Origin of the sequence: Chroogloeocystis siderophila 5.2 s.c.1, from assembly GCF_001904655.1 — a bacterium.
Lineage (GTDB): Bacteria > Cyanobacteriota > Cyanobacteriia > Cyanobacteriales > Chroococcidiopsidaceae > Chroogloeocystis > Chroogloeocystis siderophila.
Window position 1 is genome coordinate 150,891 of sequence record NZ_MRCC01000008.1, and the last position, 17,830, is coordinate 168,720.

The 17,830-nt window shown below is 41.4% G+C and carries 16 protein-coding genes; 8 read left to right on the forward strand and 8 right to left on the reverse strand.

Translation table 11 applies throughout. The features are described 5' to 3' along the window. Positions 1-96: 96 nt before the first annotated feature. The gene (gene glgB / locus NIES1031_RS11535; RefSeq protein ID WP_073549525.1) at positions 97-2,388 is read left to right on the forward strand and encodes a 1,4-alpha-glucan branching enzyme; all 2,292 of its coding nucleotides are present in this window, start codon (positions 97-99) and stop codon (positions 2,386-2,388) included. Between the two features lie 247 nt (positions 2,389-2,635). On the opposite strand, the gene NIES1031_RS11540 is transcribed toward glgB, so the two are convergent. The 6 genes from NIES1031_RS11540 to hpsA form a co-directional block, all read right to left on the reverse strand. Continuing rightward, entirely contained in the window at positions 2,636-2,887 is a 252-nt protein-coding gene (locus NIES1031_RS11540) for a NifU N-terminal domain-containing protein (protein ID WP_084544317.1), read from the reverse strand. 228 nt (positions 2,888-3,115) lie between these two features. Next, positions 3,116-3,373, reverse strand: coding sequence for a TIGR03643 family protein (locus NIES1031_RS11545; RefSeq protein WP_073549526.1), 258 nt, complete (start codon positions 3,371-3,373; stop codon positions 3,116-3,118). A gap of 136 nt (positions 3,374-3,509) precedes the next feature. After that, entirely contained in the window at positions 3,510-4,106 is a 597-nt protein-coding gene (locus NIES1031_RS11550; RefSeq protein ID WP_073549527.1) for a pilus assembly FimT family protein, read from the reverse strand. A 73-nt stretch (positions 4,107-4,179) separates the two neighbouring features. Next, the gene (hpsC, locus tag NIES1031_RS11555; protein WP_218596773.1) at positions 4,180-5,142 is read right to left on the reverse strand and encodes a hormogonium polysaccharide secretion pseudopilin HpsC; all 963 of its coding nucleotides are present in this window, start codon (positions 5,140-5,142) and stop codon (positions 4,180-4,182) included. A 36-nt stretch (positions 5,143-5,178) separates the two neighbouring features. Beyond that, on the reverse strand, positions 5,179-5,871 hold the full coding sequence (gene hpsB, locus NIES1031_RS11560) for a hormogonium polysaccharide secretion pseudopilin HpsB (RefSeq protein ID WP_073549529.1): 693 nt from the start codon (positions 5,869-5,871) through the stop codon (positions 5,179-5,181). Beyond that, positions 5,868-11,075, reverse strand: coding sequence for a hormogonium polysaccharide biosynthesis protein HpsA (gene hpsA, locus NIES1031_RS11565; RefSeq protein WP_073549530.1), 5,208 nt, complete (start codon positions 11,073-11,075; stop codon positions 5,868-5,870). Before hpsA ends, hpsB begins: the two co-directional genes overlap by 4 nt. Positions 11,076-11,537: 462 nt before the next feature. Here hpsA and NIES1031_RS24930 point away from each other — a divergent pair, with 462 nt between their 5' ends. Continuing rightward, positions 11,538-11,675, forward strand: coding sequence for a hypothetical protein (locus tag NIES1031_RS24930; RefSeq protein WP_218596774.1), 138 nt, complete (start codon positions 11,538-11,540; stop codon positions 11,673-11,675). A gap of 8 nt (positions 11,676-11,683) precedes the next feature. Beyond that, positions 11,684-11,884, forward strand: a complete 201-nt coding sequence (locus NIES1031_RS11575; RefSeq protein ID WP_073549531.1) for a hypothetical protein — start codon at positions 11,684-11,686, stop codon at positions 11,882-11,884. 110 nt (positions 11,885-11,994) lie between these two features. Here NIES1031_RS11575 and NIES1031_RS11580 read toward each other — a convergent pair whose 3' ends face one another. Both NIES1031_RS11580 and NIES1031_RS11585 read right to left on the reverse strand, forming a co-directional pair. Continuing rightward, on the reverse strand, positions 11,995-13,281 hold the full coding sequence (locus NIES1031_RS11580; protein WP_073549532.1) for a phospholipase D-like domain-containing protein: 1,287 nt from the start codon (positions 13,279-13,281) through the stop codon (positions 11,995-11,997). A 249-nt stretch (positions 13,282-13,530) separates the two neighbouring features. Further along, on the reverse strand, positions 13,531-13,986 hold the full coding sequence (locus NIES1031_RS11585) for an orange carotenoid protein N-terminal domain-containing protein (RefSeq protein WP_073549533.1): 456 nt from the start codon (positions 13,984-13,986) through the stop codon (positions 13,531-13,533). Between the two features lie 711 nt (positions 13,987-14,697). Here NIES1031_RS11585 and NIES1031_RS24935 point away from each other — a divergent pair. From NIES1031_RS24935 to NIES1031_RS11600, 5 genes are read left to right on the forward strand one after another with little or no spacing between them, the layout of a single operon-like run. Then, a complete protein-coding gene (locus NIES1031_RS24935; RefSeq protein ID WP_218596775.1) occupies positions 14,698-15,099 on the forward strand; it encodes an FIST N-terminal domain-containing protein in 402 nt (133 codons plus the stop codon). Next, complete coding sequence (locus NIES1031_RS24940) at positions 15,080-15,361, forward strand: hypothetical protein (protein ID WP_218596776.1); 282 nt, start codon at positions 15,080-15,082, stop codon at positions 15,359-15,361. Before NIES1031_RS24935 ends, NIES1031_RS24940 begins: the two co-directional genes overlap by 20 nt. Next, the gene (locus NIES1031_RS24945; protein WP_218596777.1) at positions 15,358-15,624 is read left to right on the forward strand and encodes an FIST C-terminal domain-containing protein; all 267 of its coding nucleotides are present in this window, start codon (positions 15,358-15,360) and stop codon (positions 15,622-15,624) included. Before NIES1031_RS24940 ends, NIES1031_RS24945 begins: the two co-directional genes overlap by 4 nt. A gap of 6 nt (positions 15,625-15,630) precedes the next feature. Beyond that, positions 15,631-16,614, forward strand: coding sequence for a sensor histidine kinase (locus tag NIES1031_RS11595; protein ID WP_073549534.1), 984 nt, complete (start codon positions 15,631-15,633; stop codon positions 16,612-16,614). A gap of 31 nt (positions 16,615-16,645) precedes the next feature. Beyond that, a complete protein-coding gene (locus NIES1031_RS11600) occupies positions 16,646-17,830 on the forward strand; it encodes a GGDEF domain-containing response regulator (protein ID WP_073549535.1) in 1,185 nt (394 codons plus the stop codon).

Here is a 17,830-nt window from a genome sequence, read left to right on the forward strand (position 1 = left end):
CGTTATTTTGCTACAGCAAATGATTGCAAATAAATGTAAAGAGTATGTATAAATATGACGTAGAAATAACAAATTTGTTTTAGGTAAGGTATTTTCATGTCTATGACCATCGCCCCAGAACAGGTTGAGCGCATTGTCTGGAATCAGCATGACGATCCGTTTGAAGTGCTAGGTTCTCATCCCATAGAACAAGATGGCAAAACCGTGTGGGTGGTGCGAGCTTATTTACCAAACGCGAGTGCAGCATGGGTGATTCGTCCAGAAGCACGAATTGAACATCAAATGCATCCGGTGCATCATCCCCATTTTTTTGAGTGTACGATCGACGTTTCAGAATTAGCAAACTACCAATTAAAAATCAAAGAAGGCGAACACGAACGAGTGATTTATGACCCGTATGCTTTTCGTTCGCCAAAATTAACTGATTTTGATTTACATTTATTTTCCGAAGGGAACCACCACCGTATTTATGAAAAACTAGGGGCGCATCTGACTGAAGTTGATGGTGTTAAAGGCGTTTATTTTGCGGTTTGGGCACCGAATGCGCGGAATGTGTCAATCCTTGGAGATTTTAATTCCTGGGATGGACGGAAGCATCAAATGCGTAAAGGCGTGACAGGAATTTGGGAATTGTTTATTCCAGAAATCAAAGTTGGCGATCGCTACAAATACGAAATTAAAAACTTCGACGGGCACATCTACGAAAAATCCGACCCCTACGGTTTTCAACAAGAAGTTCGCCCCAAAACCGCCTCAATTGTCGCCGATCTTGATGCTTACGCATGGAACGATGCAGAATGGATGGAGCAGCGGCGTCATACAGATAGCTTAACGCAGCCAATTTCGGTTTACGAAGTTCATTTAGGTTCGTGGTTACACGCTGCCTCAACAGAACCAGCTAAACTCCCTAATGGAGAAACTGAACCAGTCGTTCAGGTTTCTGAACTCCAACCAGGGGCGCGATTTCTGACTTATCGCGAACTTGCGGCCAAACTAATCCCTTACGTTAAAGACTTGGGCTACACGCATATTGAAATGCTACCGATCGCGGAACATCCGTTTGATGGTTCGTGGGGTTATCAAGTCACGGGTTATTATGCTTGTACTTCGCGCTATGGCAGCCCTGAAGATTTTATGTACTTCATCGACCAATGCCATCAGAATGGAATTGGTGTGATTGTTGATTGGGTGCCAGGTCACTTTCCGAAAGATGGTCATGGTTTAGCGTTTTTTGACGGTACGCATCTTTACGAACACGCTGATCCCCGCAAAGGTGAACACAAAGAGTGGGGAACATTAGTTTTTAACTATAGCCGCCATGAAGTTAGAAACTTTTTAGTCGCCAACGCTTTATTTTGGTTTGATAAGTATCACATCGATGGTATTCGAGTTGATGCAGTCGCATCGATGCTGTACCTTGATTATTGCCGTAAAGAAGGCGAATGGCTGCCTAACCAGTATGGTGGACGAGAAAATATCGAAGCTGCTGAGTTTCTACGGCAAACAAATCACGTAATTTTCAGTTACTTTCCTGGTATTCTCTCAATTGCAGAAGAGTCTACCGATTGGCCTATGGTATCGTGGCCAACATACACGGGTGGATTGGGCTTTAATTTAAAGTGGAACATGGGTTGGATGCACGATATGCTGGATTATTTCAGCATGGATCCTTGGTTCCGGCAATTTCATCAAAACAATATCACGTTTAGTATGTGGTACCACCACAGCGAAAACTTCATGCTGGCGCTGTCACACGATGAAGTGGTACACGGTAAGAGCAATATCATTGGTAAAATGCCAGGCGATCGCTGGCAGAAGTTTGCCAGCGTGCGCTGTTTGTTTACGTATATGTTTGCGCATCCTGGCAAGAAAACGCTGTTTATGGGGATGGAGTTTGGGCAGTGGAGCGAGTGGAATGTGTGGGGCGATTTAGAGTGGCACTTGTTGCAATATGAGCCACACCAACAGCTAAAGCGATTCATGAAGGATGTCAACCATCTCTACCGCGCTGAACCAGCTTTATACACGCAAGATTTCGGACAAGCAGGATTTGAATGGATCGACTGTAGCGACAACCGTCATAGTGTTGTTTCCTTCATTCGTCGTGGAAAAGATCCTGAAGATTTTGTCATTGTGGTATGTAATTTCACCCCTCAACCGCATTCGCATTATCGAATTGGTGTTCCAGAGTTTGGATTCTATACTGAAATCTTTAACAGTGATGCCCGCGAGTATGGTGGTAGCAATATGGGAAATTTAGGTGGTAAGTGGGCTGAGGAATGGTCTTATCACAATCACTCTTACTCAATTGATCTATGTCTACCACCTTTAGGTGTACTTATTCTAAAACTCGATGGCGAGAAAACGGCGCAAGCGTTGCGTAAGTAATTGCGTTGCATGAATTTAAGCCCACAGACTAAAGTCTAGGGCTTGATAAATAAAGTGTGCCTGCGCAAACTCCAAGCAAAGGTCAGAAATTAGAGGTTGGAGGTTAACGTTAAAAGCTAATTGGGCAGCGGATGAATTTGCAGCTAAACAAACCCTGTACACCTTCGTGGACTTCAGTGTACGAAGGTACACTTTACTTGAGTAGCCCCGATTTCAATCGAGGAGTGTGTAAGATTCATGCAACAGGTCATTTGGTTAGCCCACCTTGGGTTAAAATGGGCTGCCAATCCGCATTTCCCTTCCGCGTCAGTGTGATGAAATCCTTAAATAGAAAGACTGACTGAATGTTCTCAATAGTAAGTAACTGTTGCGCCAACACTGGAGTATCTTTCTGATCGACTCCCTGCTGTAGCGTCAGGGCTTTGGTGCTGATGGACTCATTCAAATTGAGCTTGATACAGCTGGGGCTAGGAGTGGTTTCAATCGAGAGAAGTTGCATAGCTTAATCCTTAAGCTCAAAGCGAACAACCACAGCGTAGTAAGCTTGATTTCAGCAAATGTGGTGTTTAATTTCGATCCTAGCTTGCTGCCAGTTAGCTGTATGGTTACTATATAAGGAGATTTAATGATGTCTACTTTAACAATTCGTTTATCTGATAATTAATAAGAGAGTTTACAAGAAGCTTTTTCAAAAATTTTCAGCGATCGCTTTAGTTGAATTTGATATCTAACTTCCTTTCTGATTCTGAGAACGAAAACGTCCTTGAATAAAGTCGCGTTTTTTGAGGTGTTTTGTTTTGCGCCCACTCACGCGTTCGCGCCACATCTGAAAACTAGATTCTTTCATCTCGCGCCGCATTAAGGCAATGACCTGTTTTTCGGTTAGCCCAAATTGTAGGGCGATCGCTTCAAACGGTGTCCGGTCTTCCCATGCCATTTCAATAATACGGTCAATCGTTTCAGAATCTAGATTAGAGATATTCATAACAGTTCGTCAGTTTCCCAGTCTCAGCCGTATAACTTTTTAATGCCAAACTGTTTTAGTTTAACTTTTGTAACAAAGTGTCTAGGTAGCGAATACCGTCAAGCATAAATCGAGATGTCTCTATACACCCCCAGTGTTAGCCACTAGGATTGCATTCATCTTCACTACCTGTTTGCATGGCACCAAGAAGGGTTCTTACCGCAACACATCGTCTTGTTCCCTCAATAGGGGTTGTGGAATTGTTACGAGGTTGAGCAACTGTTACTATTAACCCTTTGTCCGGAGTGCCAAAACTAGCATCGCGTGGTAAATTGCCTCTAAAATCAAAGCTAATTGTTTGTGTTGTACTAGCTGCATAAGTCATAGCATTAGTGGCAACGCTGTCACCATTAAGATTAGTTCCTAACAAAATTTGTTGTGGGTTAATTCCTGAATCTTCACCTAATGATTGCCAATCTGTATGCCTGGGTGTTGTTCCTCTAGGATGGATGGCAATTTGAGGAATTTGATTGTTAGTTCTAAAACTGACACTGTAGCTAGTTTTTTGCTTTCTAGCTTCTTGCTGCGCGGTTTGTAAAGCACGGAGAATCGATGCGTTTACTGTATTTATCCGTTGACGATTTACAAAACCTAACCAAGAAGGTACAGCGATCGCCGACAAAATTCCGATGACTAAGGTAACAACAATAACTTCGATTAATGTAAAACCAGAATTTAATTGTTCATTTGACATATGTTAATTGTAAAAAAGGTAATTGGTAATGGGTCATATCTAGTTACCAATAAGTAGTAAGCTCTACGGACGATTAGTTACGGCTGATTAATCCGCTTCCTTGAACTTGAACGCTGACACTAGGGCAGTATACAGAAGCGCGATCGCACGTTGCTTCATTTCTAATTCGCGCGATCGCATTTCCTCTTAAATAAACTTGTGCTGTTGTATTTACTGAGTCTACGCAAGCATAAAATCCACTGGCAACAGCGGGAATTTGTTGCATATTAGCTGGACAATTTTGCTGTTTTGTGCTAGCAGTTGAATCAATAAAATTAACAAGCGTAGCGACGCTATTAGTATAGTTTTCGTTAGCTTTCTGCCAGCGATTCATTTTATCTTTTATAGTTAGTCCAGGAACTCTTAAATTAAAAAATTGAAAACCATCATTCGGTGGTTCAATATAATTATTGTTGCTTGGATTTTTAACTCCGTCATTAATTTGAAATCTAGCAATACGAGCAGTGTTAGATTTAGTAGAATTTGCTGTATTATCTTCAATTAAATAATATGCTACTAACGAGTAAACATAAGTGTCATTCAGTTTAGTATTAGCTAAACAATTGATTGATTCGTTTGGACATTGAGATAAAATTTCGGGCTTAAACTCGCGTTTCCAAAACACAAGTACTGGAGTACAATTTGTACTAGCGTCGCATCCTGTTACGGGTACTAAAGGAGGAATTTGATCTTTAATTCCTGGTTGAGTTTGGGTTGAAATATTATTTAAACCATCAGCATCATAAATATAAATTGCCTGCCTTAAATCTTGTGTAATATAATTAATGGTTGATTGTAATTCTTGCTCGGTATTAGCTTTGGCTTCCTCTTGTCGCTGGGTTGTTAAAATATTGAGCATAAAGTTCATTAATGGCGTGATGACTAATCCTGCAAGGAAAATACCTACTAGCAGTTCAATTAAGGTAAAGCCACCTTTTAATTGCGAGTCAAAACGGTTTATGTGGATGTACCGAAGCAGTTGAAGTGAATTCATCATGGCATAGCTATCCTCTTGTTGCCATTCGTATTACTACTACAGTTGACAGCCACCGAGGCGATCGCACAAATCTTGCAATCGAGTTTCGGTCGTACTAATTTCGGTAGTAATTTCGAGTAATGGGGCTTTGCGATCGCCTAATCCGCCTGTAAAAGTGGCTTGCGTTCGTCTGGTATCGACATCACTTTTAACGAGGGGTAAACTATCGCTAAAAGCATCAGCGCGATAAACTCTCACACCTAATAAATAACCTTTTGTGGCATCGGTGGACGTAGGCGTAACACTGCGGAATGCTTGAACAACAAGATCGCGTACGCTGTTACTGCGACAACCTGCTTCTGTATCAAAGTCAATGCAGTACAAACTCAGATTTGCAGAATTTTGACAGTACGGGTAATCGGGTGTTGTGGGGGTACAATTTGTTAAACCACTTGCAGGTGGAACCGCAGCATTTGTGAAAGTAACGCGCTGGGCGTTGAATTGGCGAGTCGCGCTAGTATCAACTTCGTTGATTAATACGGTATGATTCGGTGGTGGAATTGTGCCGTTGCGGATACCATCAAGATAAGTTTTTGCAGCTTGAGTTGCGAGTTCAACTCGACGGGCTTGTACGCGGTTGCCGACAGAAAGTACCATGACAGGTGCGATCGCACTCATCAAAATGCCAACGACGACGATCGCGACTAAAGCATCAACAATGGTGAAACCGTCTTGTGAACGAGAAATCATGGCGTGACGTTAGTTTGGGTATCTTGGTAAGCGTTTAATGGGGGACAACTTTGGGGGCGATCGCTTTCATCAACCGTATAAGTATAATTATTGCCTGAGCCTTCTGCTGCGCATAGCAACGTTTCAATCCAAGGATCGTCACGATTGACTTCGCGAATAAATTCGCTAGTCGCATTTCCCAACGGTTGCGTAAACTTTTGCGCGAATAAATCTGGTGACTGCGATAAAAGCGCGACATCAAAACTCCATTGTCGGTTTGGTGTTGCGAAGTAGGGTAATGTACCTATAAATTGACCGTTATTCGTTCTATACTGCGTAAAACTGTAGTCAAAGATGCTTAAACTACCATCGTTTGCACTAGATTTACTTCCTAAGATCGGTGCAAAGGGGGCAGTCGCATAAGTACTGCGATGTAGTTGAATAAAACTACCTTTGATATTTAATGTTCTATTTCGCCAATTTTCTAATAATCGAACAAAATTTTGTAAACCTGCGGGTTCTTCTCCTGGACGACTAGGGCTATTTCCTGAGACAAACACAGCATTTACCGTTATATCATTTTCAGGAGTTTGTAACCACACATCTTGTAAATCTGCACTTCCGCGATCCAAATTACTTCCTCCAGGGGAACCGTTAGGACTATGAATTTGTAAAACAGGGATTAATAAAGGTTGTTCATCGGAGGTAATCGCAGTAATTTTACTTCTTTCGGTAAAGTTTTCTCCTTTCTGAGGTAAATCTTGAAATCCGAGTAAACGACCAGTAATTTCTACATTTTTTAAGACAGGAATCCCAACACCATTATTCAAAAAAGTACCTGCTAGCGAATGACGCTTATCATCAGCAACTTGATTGAAAATTAAATTCCCATTGATAACCCAAAAGATATTATTAGGAACGACTCCAACTAATTCAATATTAACTCCATGATGGTCTTTACCTCCTGTACCAAACTGCAATTGACCTGTCGTGTTTCTAATAACAAATATTGAATTTTCATTGCCCACAAATCTAATTGTTGTTGGATTAATATTATTAGTAGGTATTCTCTCAACATCTATATCAACGATATTGATAGGTTTACTATCATTAGCAGTTATAATCGTGTCTCTTCCTGCTTCAAAATTTCCTTGTTGCGCTGCTTTAACAATGTCATCAGTCACATTAGTATCTGGATTCAGATTTCTTAAATCTTGATAAACAGTTTGAATTTGATTTCGGACATCTGTTCTACACTCACTTGGTAGGACTTGCAGGGCTTCTCCACTCTCAAACTCGTACTGCTTAGAGTATTTACCTGACGTTGTACAAATTGTATAGCTAGAAAGAGGTTTATTTTCTGGTAAATTCAAACTAACAGCACCAATGTCAGGCGTTGAAGGTGAGATAAGTTGAGTATTTGGTGTATATGCTAATGGTTGGTTGCTTTGATAACTAGGCGCACTATCAGGTCGTGCAGGATCGCTCGTTGTTCTAAACCATAAAGCATTATCTACTGATTTCGGACGCTTACTGTTATAAGTATTGTAAGGAAAGAAATCTACTTCATCTGCTGAATTGATTCCTAGAGGTATAGGAGTAGAGGTATTTTGAAAATCTGATAATTCTAGCGTTCCCAATTCGTTACGTTGAAACGCAATTCGCCGTGGATAACGTCTATCTTCAGGATTGAGTGCAGGTCTAGCGGTTGTCCCTGACATTAATCTATCAGCTTTTGCGTTTTCAGGTAAACTTGCAGCTTTGACATCTTTGTTACCGTCGTATCCGACTACCCAATCATTGGGTTTGCATTCTGATACCGGAACTTTACGGCACATTTCCATAACGTACTCAGGAAAGTTAGTCCGTCGCTGTACTGGAGTGATACCATTATTTAAATAAGAATTTCTATTTCTAGTATCAGTTTGTCTATTAACACTGGTAGCAAAGCTATTATCGACAAATCCATTTTTCTTGAGTTGCGTAGCAACTGAATTACCAATGTGATTATTTAAATCGTAGTCTCCATCACTACGAAAACCATCAATAAAACTATTAGATAATACTGTAATAGCATCAGAAACAACAGTTGCAGGACGCCATTGATCGCCATTATTCCTACAGCCTGGCTGTCCTTTTCTACAAGCAAAGTTTCTATCAAAATTTGTATTGCGAGTGTAAAAATTAGTCCAATTCGCTGTTAATCGTTCTAAAAATTCCTCGGTTGGAGTTCGCGTGAGTGGCTGTTGATGTAAATTAAAGTCACCTCGGATATACAGAGGTAAATTAGTAACAAAAGTTAAGCCTTTTTCTGCTTCTCGGTAATTCTCGTCACGCGATAAATTACTACCATTACTTAACCGAATTCCATTCGGACGACGCGTTGAATCGAGGATAAAATCATTGGGGCTAAGTAATTTCGCTTCGGTGCTTTGATCGCTTCTATCTGCTAATGCATCATCACGACTTGCATAAATAATGCCACTATTGGGTAATAAATATTCTTGCGGGTTTCTTTCGTTACCAATTTCTGTTTCTGCAAGTAAACCCAAATCAATATCAGTGACGCGAATTTCTAGCGGTTGGCGTTTTTCTAGTTCTAAGTCGTAGTTACTTGGTGATTTATCTTTATCAATAGCTTTGATTTCTCTAGCATCTAGAAAAGTAGCTTCTTTGATTGCGCCATGCGGCACGATCGGATTGCTAACAGGAGAAAGACTATCATCTAATATTCTAATTGCACAAATTGCCGTATCTATTGCTGAATTATCCGCTAGCGATCGCGTGCGATTATCATCAATTTTAGCTAAAGCATCGCGCAGGGGTTGATTAACAACGCGCCCATTCGGAAAAATGAGACTTGCTTGAAAATTAAGTTGTTCACGAAATTGATTAACTGCCGCTTCTCGACCACCGATATCATTATACGGAGACGGATAAACAACTCCATTATTCGATCTGCCATTTGCAGGCTGCGCGCCATTGATCGCACCGCTAACATCGGGTAAATCTTCTTGGTTTCTGGCAGTCGTTGCCGTTGTAGGATCGTAGTAGCTACTAATACACGCTGTCGGAGTTCTTTCGATATAATCTGTGCCGGTGTAGCTTGAATCTATATAATGATAAACTGCGGTAGCGCGCATCTGAAGATCGCCTTTTTTACTCTCTTCAGCATCACCCGTCATCGGTAGTGTATCAGACCAAACAACAATGTTACGATTAGCACTAAAAGAGCGCGTTCTAAATAGCGGCGGTTGGATGACACCTTCTTCTAGTTCGGGTTCTGGTAGAAAAGAAGCAGCGCGATCGTAAATTCCTGCTCCTGTGATAATCCGTAAACCACCTGCGCCTGTTAAAGTTGTAGTAAGTTGCTGTGCGGCTGCATTTTCCCAAAATCCATTGCGTTCAATGATTCTTCTATCAGGAAGCGGTAGAGTTTGAGTTGTACGATAACGCGGTTGAGTATTTGGGTTACTCCAATTGACGCCGTTATCAAACAACTGCTTTTCATTAAAGCCTAAAAAGAAGTTTCCTGCCTTTTTCCAAAACGTGGGAAGATTATTACCTACAGCAATACGATCGCCTACGAAACTTTCTTTTCCTTCTTGCTGCTGTTTTTCTGGTTGCGTCTGCGGTAAGTTGTACTGATTGAGCGTTAATCGGGTATTTACTGGTGTTGGTTCGCGCCATGCGGATGGTGGTTCAATCGTATCAGGAGTGAATACACTCGGATCAATTCCATCATCATCAAAATCGTATCGCTCTAAAGCCGCACGGCGATTGCTTGTCGCCACTTCCGCGTAAGGTACGCGCCGCGTCAGATTTTTCAAATACGTCTCGATTTGTTCGCTTAAGACTTCCCAAGCATTAAAACTACTTCCACGCTGATTGTTATTATCTGCGATCGCGGCGTTAAAGCCTGCTTTAACTTCTGGTGGATATTGTCTAACAGCTGCAACACTTTCTACAGTTGGGGGAATTTCATCAATTGTGTTGCGGCGTTCAAAATTCGGGTGGTATGACAACGCTGTTTGCTTCATCAAAGCAATTCGATGATTATAAGCTGCATCGTTATAACTAATTTGCGCCCCGCCTGTCGTTGTTGTCGATTTAATATTGCGATCAAGTGCGGCTGTTATCGGATTATTGCCAAATCCATTAAATAAGTCAATATTTACGGCTGTGCGATCGCCTGTATCTGCTGCGTTACCTAACCCAACATTTCCCCCAACGGTTATTTTGCCGTTTTCTTCGTTGTAAAAGCAAGAATATCGACTACTAACTTGATAAAACTGCGTCGTTGCGTTATTTTGACTACCGACTAATAAATTGCCATTTGTCGCAATTCTGCCATTCAACCGAAATGTCGAATCAGGAGTAATTTCTAAGTCGTTTTGAAACAGCGCCGCATAATTTCTCAACGGTGTGCGACTGCGATCTTGCTGAAATTCTAACGCATAAAAGCTGCGATTTCCGCGATAAGCTTCATAATTATTATCATTAGGTGGATTCGCGATCGGGACAGTTGCCGTGTAAACAAAGAAACTTTTACTCAGTTTTTCGCCAGCTTGATACCATCCAGAGTCACCTAGCGGGCGATCGCTATTACTAAAGACATGTTCACATTCTCTCCCTAATGCTTCACTTTGCATTGGTGGCGTTCGTGCTTGCAAAGAATTTCTTGCTTCTTCTGTAGTATTACTACGAAAATAAATGCCATATAGCGTATAGCTATCAAATTTACCGTTACTGTCGGTATCAACCGGAAATTTCCAAGCGGTTGTTAAGGTATTATTGGGATTATTGTTGCGAGAACTATTATCCTGCGCAAGCTTTAACCGAGTTTCGTCACCGAGAGTATAATTGTTGCGGTTCAGGGCGTTTTCGAGTTCAGCATCAGTAGGTGTAACTTGTGGTAAAGTTTGATCGAGCAACAAAGCATCAATTTTTGCTTTAGCGCGATCGAGCGCAGGAGTCGCAGCATTCAGTGCAGCTTCACTTACTCTAAGATTACTTGCAGTCCGCGATCGATCGAAGGATCGTACCAAAATCGCAGTTGTCAGCAGCACAATTACCAACGATACCATTGCCACAGTTGGCAAAACGAATCCTGATGTTGAAGAATTCTGCCGTATCACAATCAGGCTTTGTAGCAGCCATTGTCTTTGCGGTTGCCCATGCTTTAATTGACTTAAAATGGCACTGCTGTATTTACCAGTTGACATAACTGCTTCCTTGCCACAAACTGAAATATTCTACCGCTGAATTTAAAATCAGGTTTGTTGTAAAGGTGATTTGGTGTGCTGAGCTTTACATCGAACAGTATAAATTGGTGCTTGAGAAAATCACAGTTATTGTAGCGTTTAACAAGGAACGACCGTGAGCGCGATCGCATTTATACAAAATCTTTACACAGTATTTTTACTCAATACTACAATCGGCACTAGCACCGGATAGCCTAAACTATCTTTGTGATTAGAGATACATACAACGTACAGTAAAGTTACGAGTACAACTCTTATAGCTATTTTTAATCTACAAACCCAACTCTAGAACAAATTGACGAAGCAACTGCTGTAGAGGTTACACTTTTTGAACTCTTTAGCGAGACAGAGAAAACAATTCCAGAATTAAATGAAATTCGCAACATTAGATAACGAGCCGACATATATTATTCTCGGTTTTCTGTGACTCTGCGGCGCATTTATAAGTCCCAACCTGCGGCTGCTAATGCTACCCTAGATTTACTGACTTTGTTTATTGAGCAAGCGCAAGCTGCTGTTGATGCAATCAACGCAAGCCTTCAAGATATCAAAAATAATTAGAATTTACTATGAATAGTCAACTAAAAGTACCTAACTTAGAGACAAAAGTAAAGTCAGTTTCCAAGTTAACAGTCGTAATGTTGGTGACAGAAAGCTTAAAAGCGAATGCATGTGTAATCGAGTGCTGGTTTTGGAATGTTAACCCTACAGCAGCTAATGCCAAGCAATTTCCTGGTTGGCTCTATCGTTTACCTTTTACTCAAGTTTAAAGCTGTTAGTGGATGTTGCAAAGTTAAGAAGACAGACGTTTTCAAAATTTCAATATTAGTAACGCTAAGCTTTTACCTCCTACCCTCTACCTTTGTTGTATTTGTTAAGACTATAATAGGGGTTTAAAAATCAGTCCAACTTGTCCCATCACCTTTTCAGTAAAAGGTCGCTGTTGCCATTGAGTGTAAGTTAAGCATTCGCTATTAGCTAAGGCATCTTCAAAAAAGTTGTCTATGTTTGCAATCAATTCTGGCTTTTGCGTGGAAATATTTAACTCGTCATTATGAAAGTAACTGCGTGGGTCAAAGTTCGCACTGCCAGTACTTACCCAGCCGCTATCAACAAGTGCTAGCTTAGCGTGCATCATACTCGGTTGGTACTCACAAATTTGGATTCCTGCTGCTAGCAATTCTTCGTAGTTCTCACGCGCCGCATAACGCACAATAGGCTTGTCATTTCTACCACTCATTGTTAGTACGCGCACATCTACTCCATTCTGTTTTGCTTGAATAAGCGCCTGACGAGTATTAGTTTCTGGAAGAAAGTAAGGGCTGCCAATCCAGATACGCTGTTTAGCACCTAAGAAGCTTATCTGAAACAGCAATCTTATTGTAGATTCACTTAAGGTAGAAGTGTCATTAGTTACAAACAGTGGTTCGCCTTCATTCGGCTTGGCGGGAATTGTCCCAGGTCCTAGGTTGAGTTCTCCCCCTGTATATGCCCAGTTTTGAAAAAAGTTACCCTCTAATAAACTCGCTACTTGTCCTTCGTAGCTGACTTCAAATTCTAACCAAGGTGCAGAATCGCCAATATCAGGATCGCCATCCCAATCATCTGAAACTCCTGCACCACCAATCAATACTTGTTGGCTATCGATAATCAAAAGTTTGCGGTGTGTCCGTGAGTTGTATTTTAATGGCGATCGCCAATCAAATTGCCGGAAAAATCGTACTTCTACACCTGCATCGCGTAACCGCTGCCAATATTCATCAGGAAGCGAATCAGTTCCAAAGTCATCAATTAACATTTGAACTTCGACGCCTGCTTGCGCGCGTTCGATTAAAGCCGCAGCAAATTCGTCTGCACGACGACCAGGAGTCATAAAATAGGTTTCAAACCGTATCGAGCGTTGCGCACTTTGGATAGCCGCGTTGCGTGCGGCATAAATATCGTCTACATTCCTCCAGAAGCCCGTCATACGACCATAAGTAGGTAACGCATTGGTTAAACTCACAACCGACAGCGGAAAGCGCGGATCTTCAATGCTGGGACTTGCAGTAATGTTATACTCTGGCTCTGGACGAAATACCCCACGCAGATAAAGAAAGAAAAATACAAGTAAAGTTACTCCCCCAACACCTCCAACCAGCCAGGTGAGTAAATTTTTTTTCGCCATTTTCCCCTTTCTAGCCTTCTTTTTTTCTACTGGTAATGGTGCGAAGCGCACATACCTTGATCTTGATAAGGCTACAGGAGTATAAATGTAATCTAAGTATTACTAAGAAAACACCTACCTTTTGATATAAGGAAGTGACTAACGTTCTAATATTGACGCGAGTGCGAACAAATTTGCTACTAAATAAATACAATCCATCTCTATAGACTTATCAAGGAGCTAGTTTTATCGCTAGCCCCTAAATCTACTCTACTTAGCTCCCATTTCTACTACTGCACTGCGCATAAAGTCAATGCGCTGCTCAAAATCAAGTAGTTTAACCATGTTTGCGAAGTCTTTTGTGTCAGCAGGCAATTCGTAGTCTGATGGTACTTGAATCACTGTACCTTTATCGATGCCTTGTGCTAAACGCAACCACACATCAAGCTTACCGCTCGAACTTAAGGAACTATAAGCACGACTAATATCGCTGTTTGCCCGACTTACAATATCGCGCTGTGCCTGTAGCTGTTCTTCTTGCGATAAAGACTGAATTTGATTAAATAACGCTTCAGCAGTATCTTGAGCAGAAGTTTCGTTTGCTGGTTGAAGTTGATCTTTAATGTCTTTATAACCAAACCACAACAAGCCTAATTGTGTATCAACGTCAAACTGTTGAAATGCTTCTACAGCTTTTTTTGTAGTGTCATCAGTAGTGTAAGTCATTGTACCCTCAGATTCTTCGAAATAATCAACTCAATTGCTTGAGTTATAAAACAGGCTTGATTACAGCCTCTAGAACCCGATTTAATAAATTAAAAAATATAAATTAACCTTTCTAAAGATAGATATCAAAAGCACAACTTACGGCAGAGGCAGTCAAAAAATAATTTAGATAGCAGTTTATTTAACAAGTATTTTTATATACTTCCTGTTAAATAATCATCAGAATTTACTTGTCTTTTTTAAAACTCTTTTAAAGAGGATATTGGCTCGATTAATTTAAACTAAATACAAATAAGATTAAGAATGGCGCTTCAATTTTATTGACTAAAAAATTATAACTTTATCAAAACTATATAAAAGACGACAGAACCACAAGATTATGGCTATTATATGAAAAACTTTTATTTTGCAGTAGCTTAAAACGCAGCAATTATAATGGCAATCTAGGTATTTTAGTTTCAATACGAATTGATTCAGTTTAGTTGCCTTGCTCAATTTTTTCGTTTATAACTTTGCGCAGTAGTTAGCACCAGTATATTAAAAGTCGTATTATTTATTGTTCCGCTTGTGTATATCAAGATTTTGAGGTAATTGATGATAGCGATCAATTATTTGTGGGAATAATAACCTTGTAGAAATACTCAGCTTAGTGCAGAGTTAATTCTACCAGGTAACTCAAAATTCATTATTAGGTTAATCAACTGATCGAAAATGTTAAAAGTAGCGAGCAGTCACAGCAACGATCCTGATTCTCTCGCAGCTGTAAGCGAAGTTTTGGCACAGTGTCAAATAACGCTGGCAGGGCAATCACCACAAGCAGGGCTTTTATTGGAACAGATTCATGCTGTCTTTCCGCAGCTTGAACTGATTGGAGGGACGACAGATGGAGAAATGTCCTCGGTTTTGGAATTTCAGCAAGACTCGCTAACTCTCATCTTTTTTTGTTCAGACGAAATCAAATTTCGCGCAGCCGCAAAGCTTCATCTTGCTCTCTCACTACAGTTGGGTGTCACTGCCCATGAGAGCCTCACGACGAGTACTGTTTCAATTTTACAAGGCTTAGAAGCAGCATTAGGTAGAACTCGGATTTTTGGTGGAGCTACAGACGATTAGTGGCAATATCAACGTACGGATCAATTCTTTAAAACCGAGGTGCATTGATGGTAAACCTGCTTCAGATTTCTACCATTACTATTTGAACAATGCAGTGCCAGATGCTATTTATCCACTTGCGGTTTTTCCGCCTGGTGAAACGCATTTTTTCTTACGGGGTGCTGTTGGTTATGATTCCCAACTGCGCAGTCTTACAGTGTCAGGCGATGTGCCAGAACAAGCAGTCGTACAGATTCCGATGCCTCAGCTGCAGATGTCGTGAGTGCTTCGCATACTGCTTTTACCGAAGCGTTAGCAACTTATCCTGGGAAAACACCAGCCGCCGCGCTGTTTTTCTCGTGCGCTTGGCGACGGCAAGTTTTGGGAACGCTGGCGAAGCAAGAATATCAGGCGATCGCACATTTAGGACACGCTATAGCAAGCTGTGGCTTTTATATCTATGGAGAGGTTGCGCCGCTGCGTGAAAATGGGCAAACCTTTTTTCACAACACAACATTTGTCACTTTACTTATCGGTAGCCAATGACACATTATGTCACGAGAATTCGAGTTTGAGGTTGAACAACTCAATAAGGAAATCCGGATTCTAAAAAAGCAGCTAGAACGTTCGGAAATTGATCGCGCTAAGTTAGAAGCAATGAATCGCACTAAAGAATCGCTTCTCAAACACGTTATTTGCGATCTGCAAGAGTATCAAAACATTTTAGAAAAAAAGAATGCTGATTTAGAACAAGCATTTAATGAATTGACTGCCATGAAAAATAAACTCGTCGAAACTGAGAAAATGGCTGCTTTGGGAAGTTTAGTTGCAGGTGTTGCGCATGAAATCAACACTCCCGTAGGAACGACTATCACACTCGCCTCAACTTTGATGGATGCGACGCGATCGCTAATGGCAACAATCAAAACAGGACAGCTCAAACGTTCAATGTTGAATAATTATCTAGAACTTGCGCAAGAAAGTACAAGCTTGATGCTCAATAACCTGCATCGTGCTGGCGAACTCGTGCAAAGCTTCAAACAAGTTGCAGTCGATCAATCGAGCTTGGAGCAGCGTAGATTTCGTGTTAAGCCTTACCTTGAGGAAATTATAACGAGTTTGTCGCCGCAGTTGAAAAAAGAATCGCATATTGTGACGATGACAGGCGACGATTCACTGACTATCTACAGCTATCCTGGGGCATTAGCCCAAGTTATAACCAATTTGGTTACAAACTCAATGATTCATGGTTATACTCAGCACCAAAGCGGTCATCTGCGCTTTAACGTCATGCAAGATAATCACCAAATCGTAATTCAATATCGCGACGATGGTTGTGGTATTCCTCCAGAAAACTTAGAAAAAATCTTTGAACCTTTTTTTACAACAGCGCGAGAAAAAGGAGGAACCGGATTAGGGTTGCATATTACTTACAACCTCGTAACTCAGAAATTACAGGGTAGGATTGCTGTGCAAAGCGAGGTAGCCAAAGGAACTCAATTTACGATTGAACTTCCTACTTCCGTGATTTCTTGATCGTGCTTTAAATTAAACATAGTTGCTGTTGATGCTGCCTACGAACCCTAAACTGCACAATCAATCGCCTCAGGAGCGAGTGTACTTGAGTGACGATATGATCTGCTTTAGCGACGAAGACCCTGAAGTTACTTCGCTTCAGGATTGGAAAATCATGATTATCGATGATGAACCGGATGTGCATCGCGCAACTCAGCTAGCACTCCAGAATGTCACGTTTGAAAACCGAAAATTAACGTTTCTTTCTGCCTACTCAGCAAAAGAGGGAAAAGAATTACTGGCGATCGCCCACACCGATACCGCGCTGGTTTTGCTTGATATTGTCATGGAGACAAATGATGCTGGGCTAAGAATCGTTCAGCATATTCGCGAAGAACTGAAAAATCGGCAAATTCGCATTATTTTACGCACCGGACACCCTGGCGAAGCTCCTGATGAGTCTGTTATTCTCAATTACGATATTAATGACTATAAGCTCAAGATTGAACTGACGCGTCAAAATCTGCTGACAACCGCGATCGCCGCCTTGCGATCGTACCGCAACATTAACACAATCGAACAGCAACGCCTGAAGCTCGCGCAAACCCTACAACACTTACAGCAGGTTCAATTCCAACTCGAAGAGTATACACATCGCCTCGAAGCCAAGGTTGCTCAACGCACCGCAGCGCTAGAAAACGCTAACCGAGAATTACATCGCCTCGCGATTGTCGATGATTTAACACTTGTGGCAAATCGGCGGCGGTTTGATGAGTATTGGCAGCAACAATGGCAATTTTTGGCGCATCAACAGCAACCAATATCGCTGATCTTGATTGATGTTGATTATTTCAAGCACTACAACGACTATTACGGACATCAAGCTGGTGATGAATGTTTGTGGAAAGTCGCGCAAGCGATCAGTTCGGTGTTAAATCGCCCTACCGATCTCATCGCACGTTATGGAGGTGAAGAATTTGCCGTCATCTTACCCTACACGTCGCTCAACGGCGCAACAAAGGTAGCTGAGGCGATCGCGGCTGAAATTTATAGCTTAAACATCCCTCACCATCAATCAAAAGTCAGCGATCGCGTTACCCTCAGTCTCGGTATTGCTTGCATCGTGCCACAACTTGAACTTTCACCAAAGACGGCGATCGCTTTTGCCGATAAAGCGCTGTATCAAGCAAAATCGCAGGGACGCGATCGCCACTGTGTTTATTGGGATAGTGGGTAG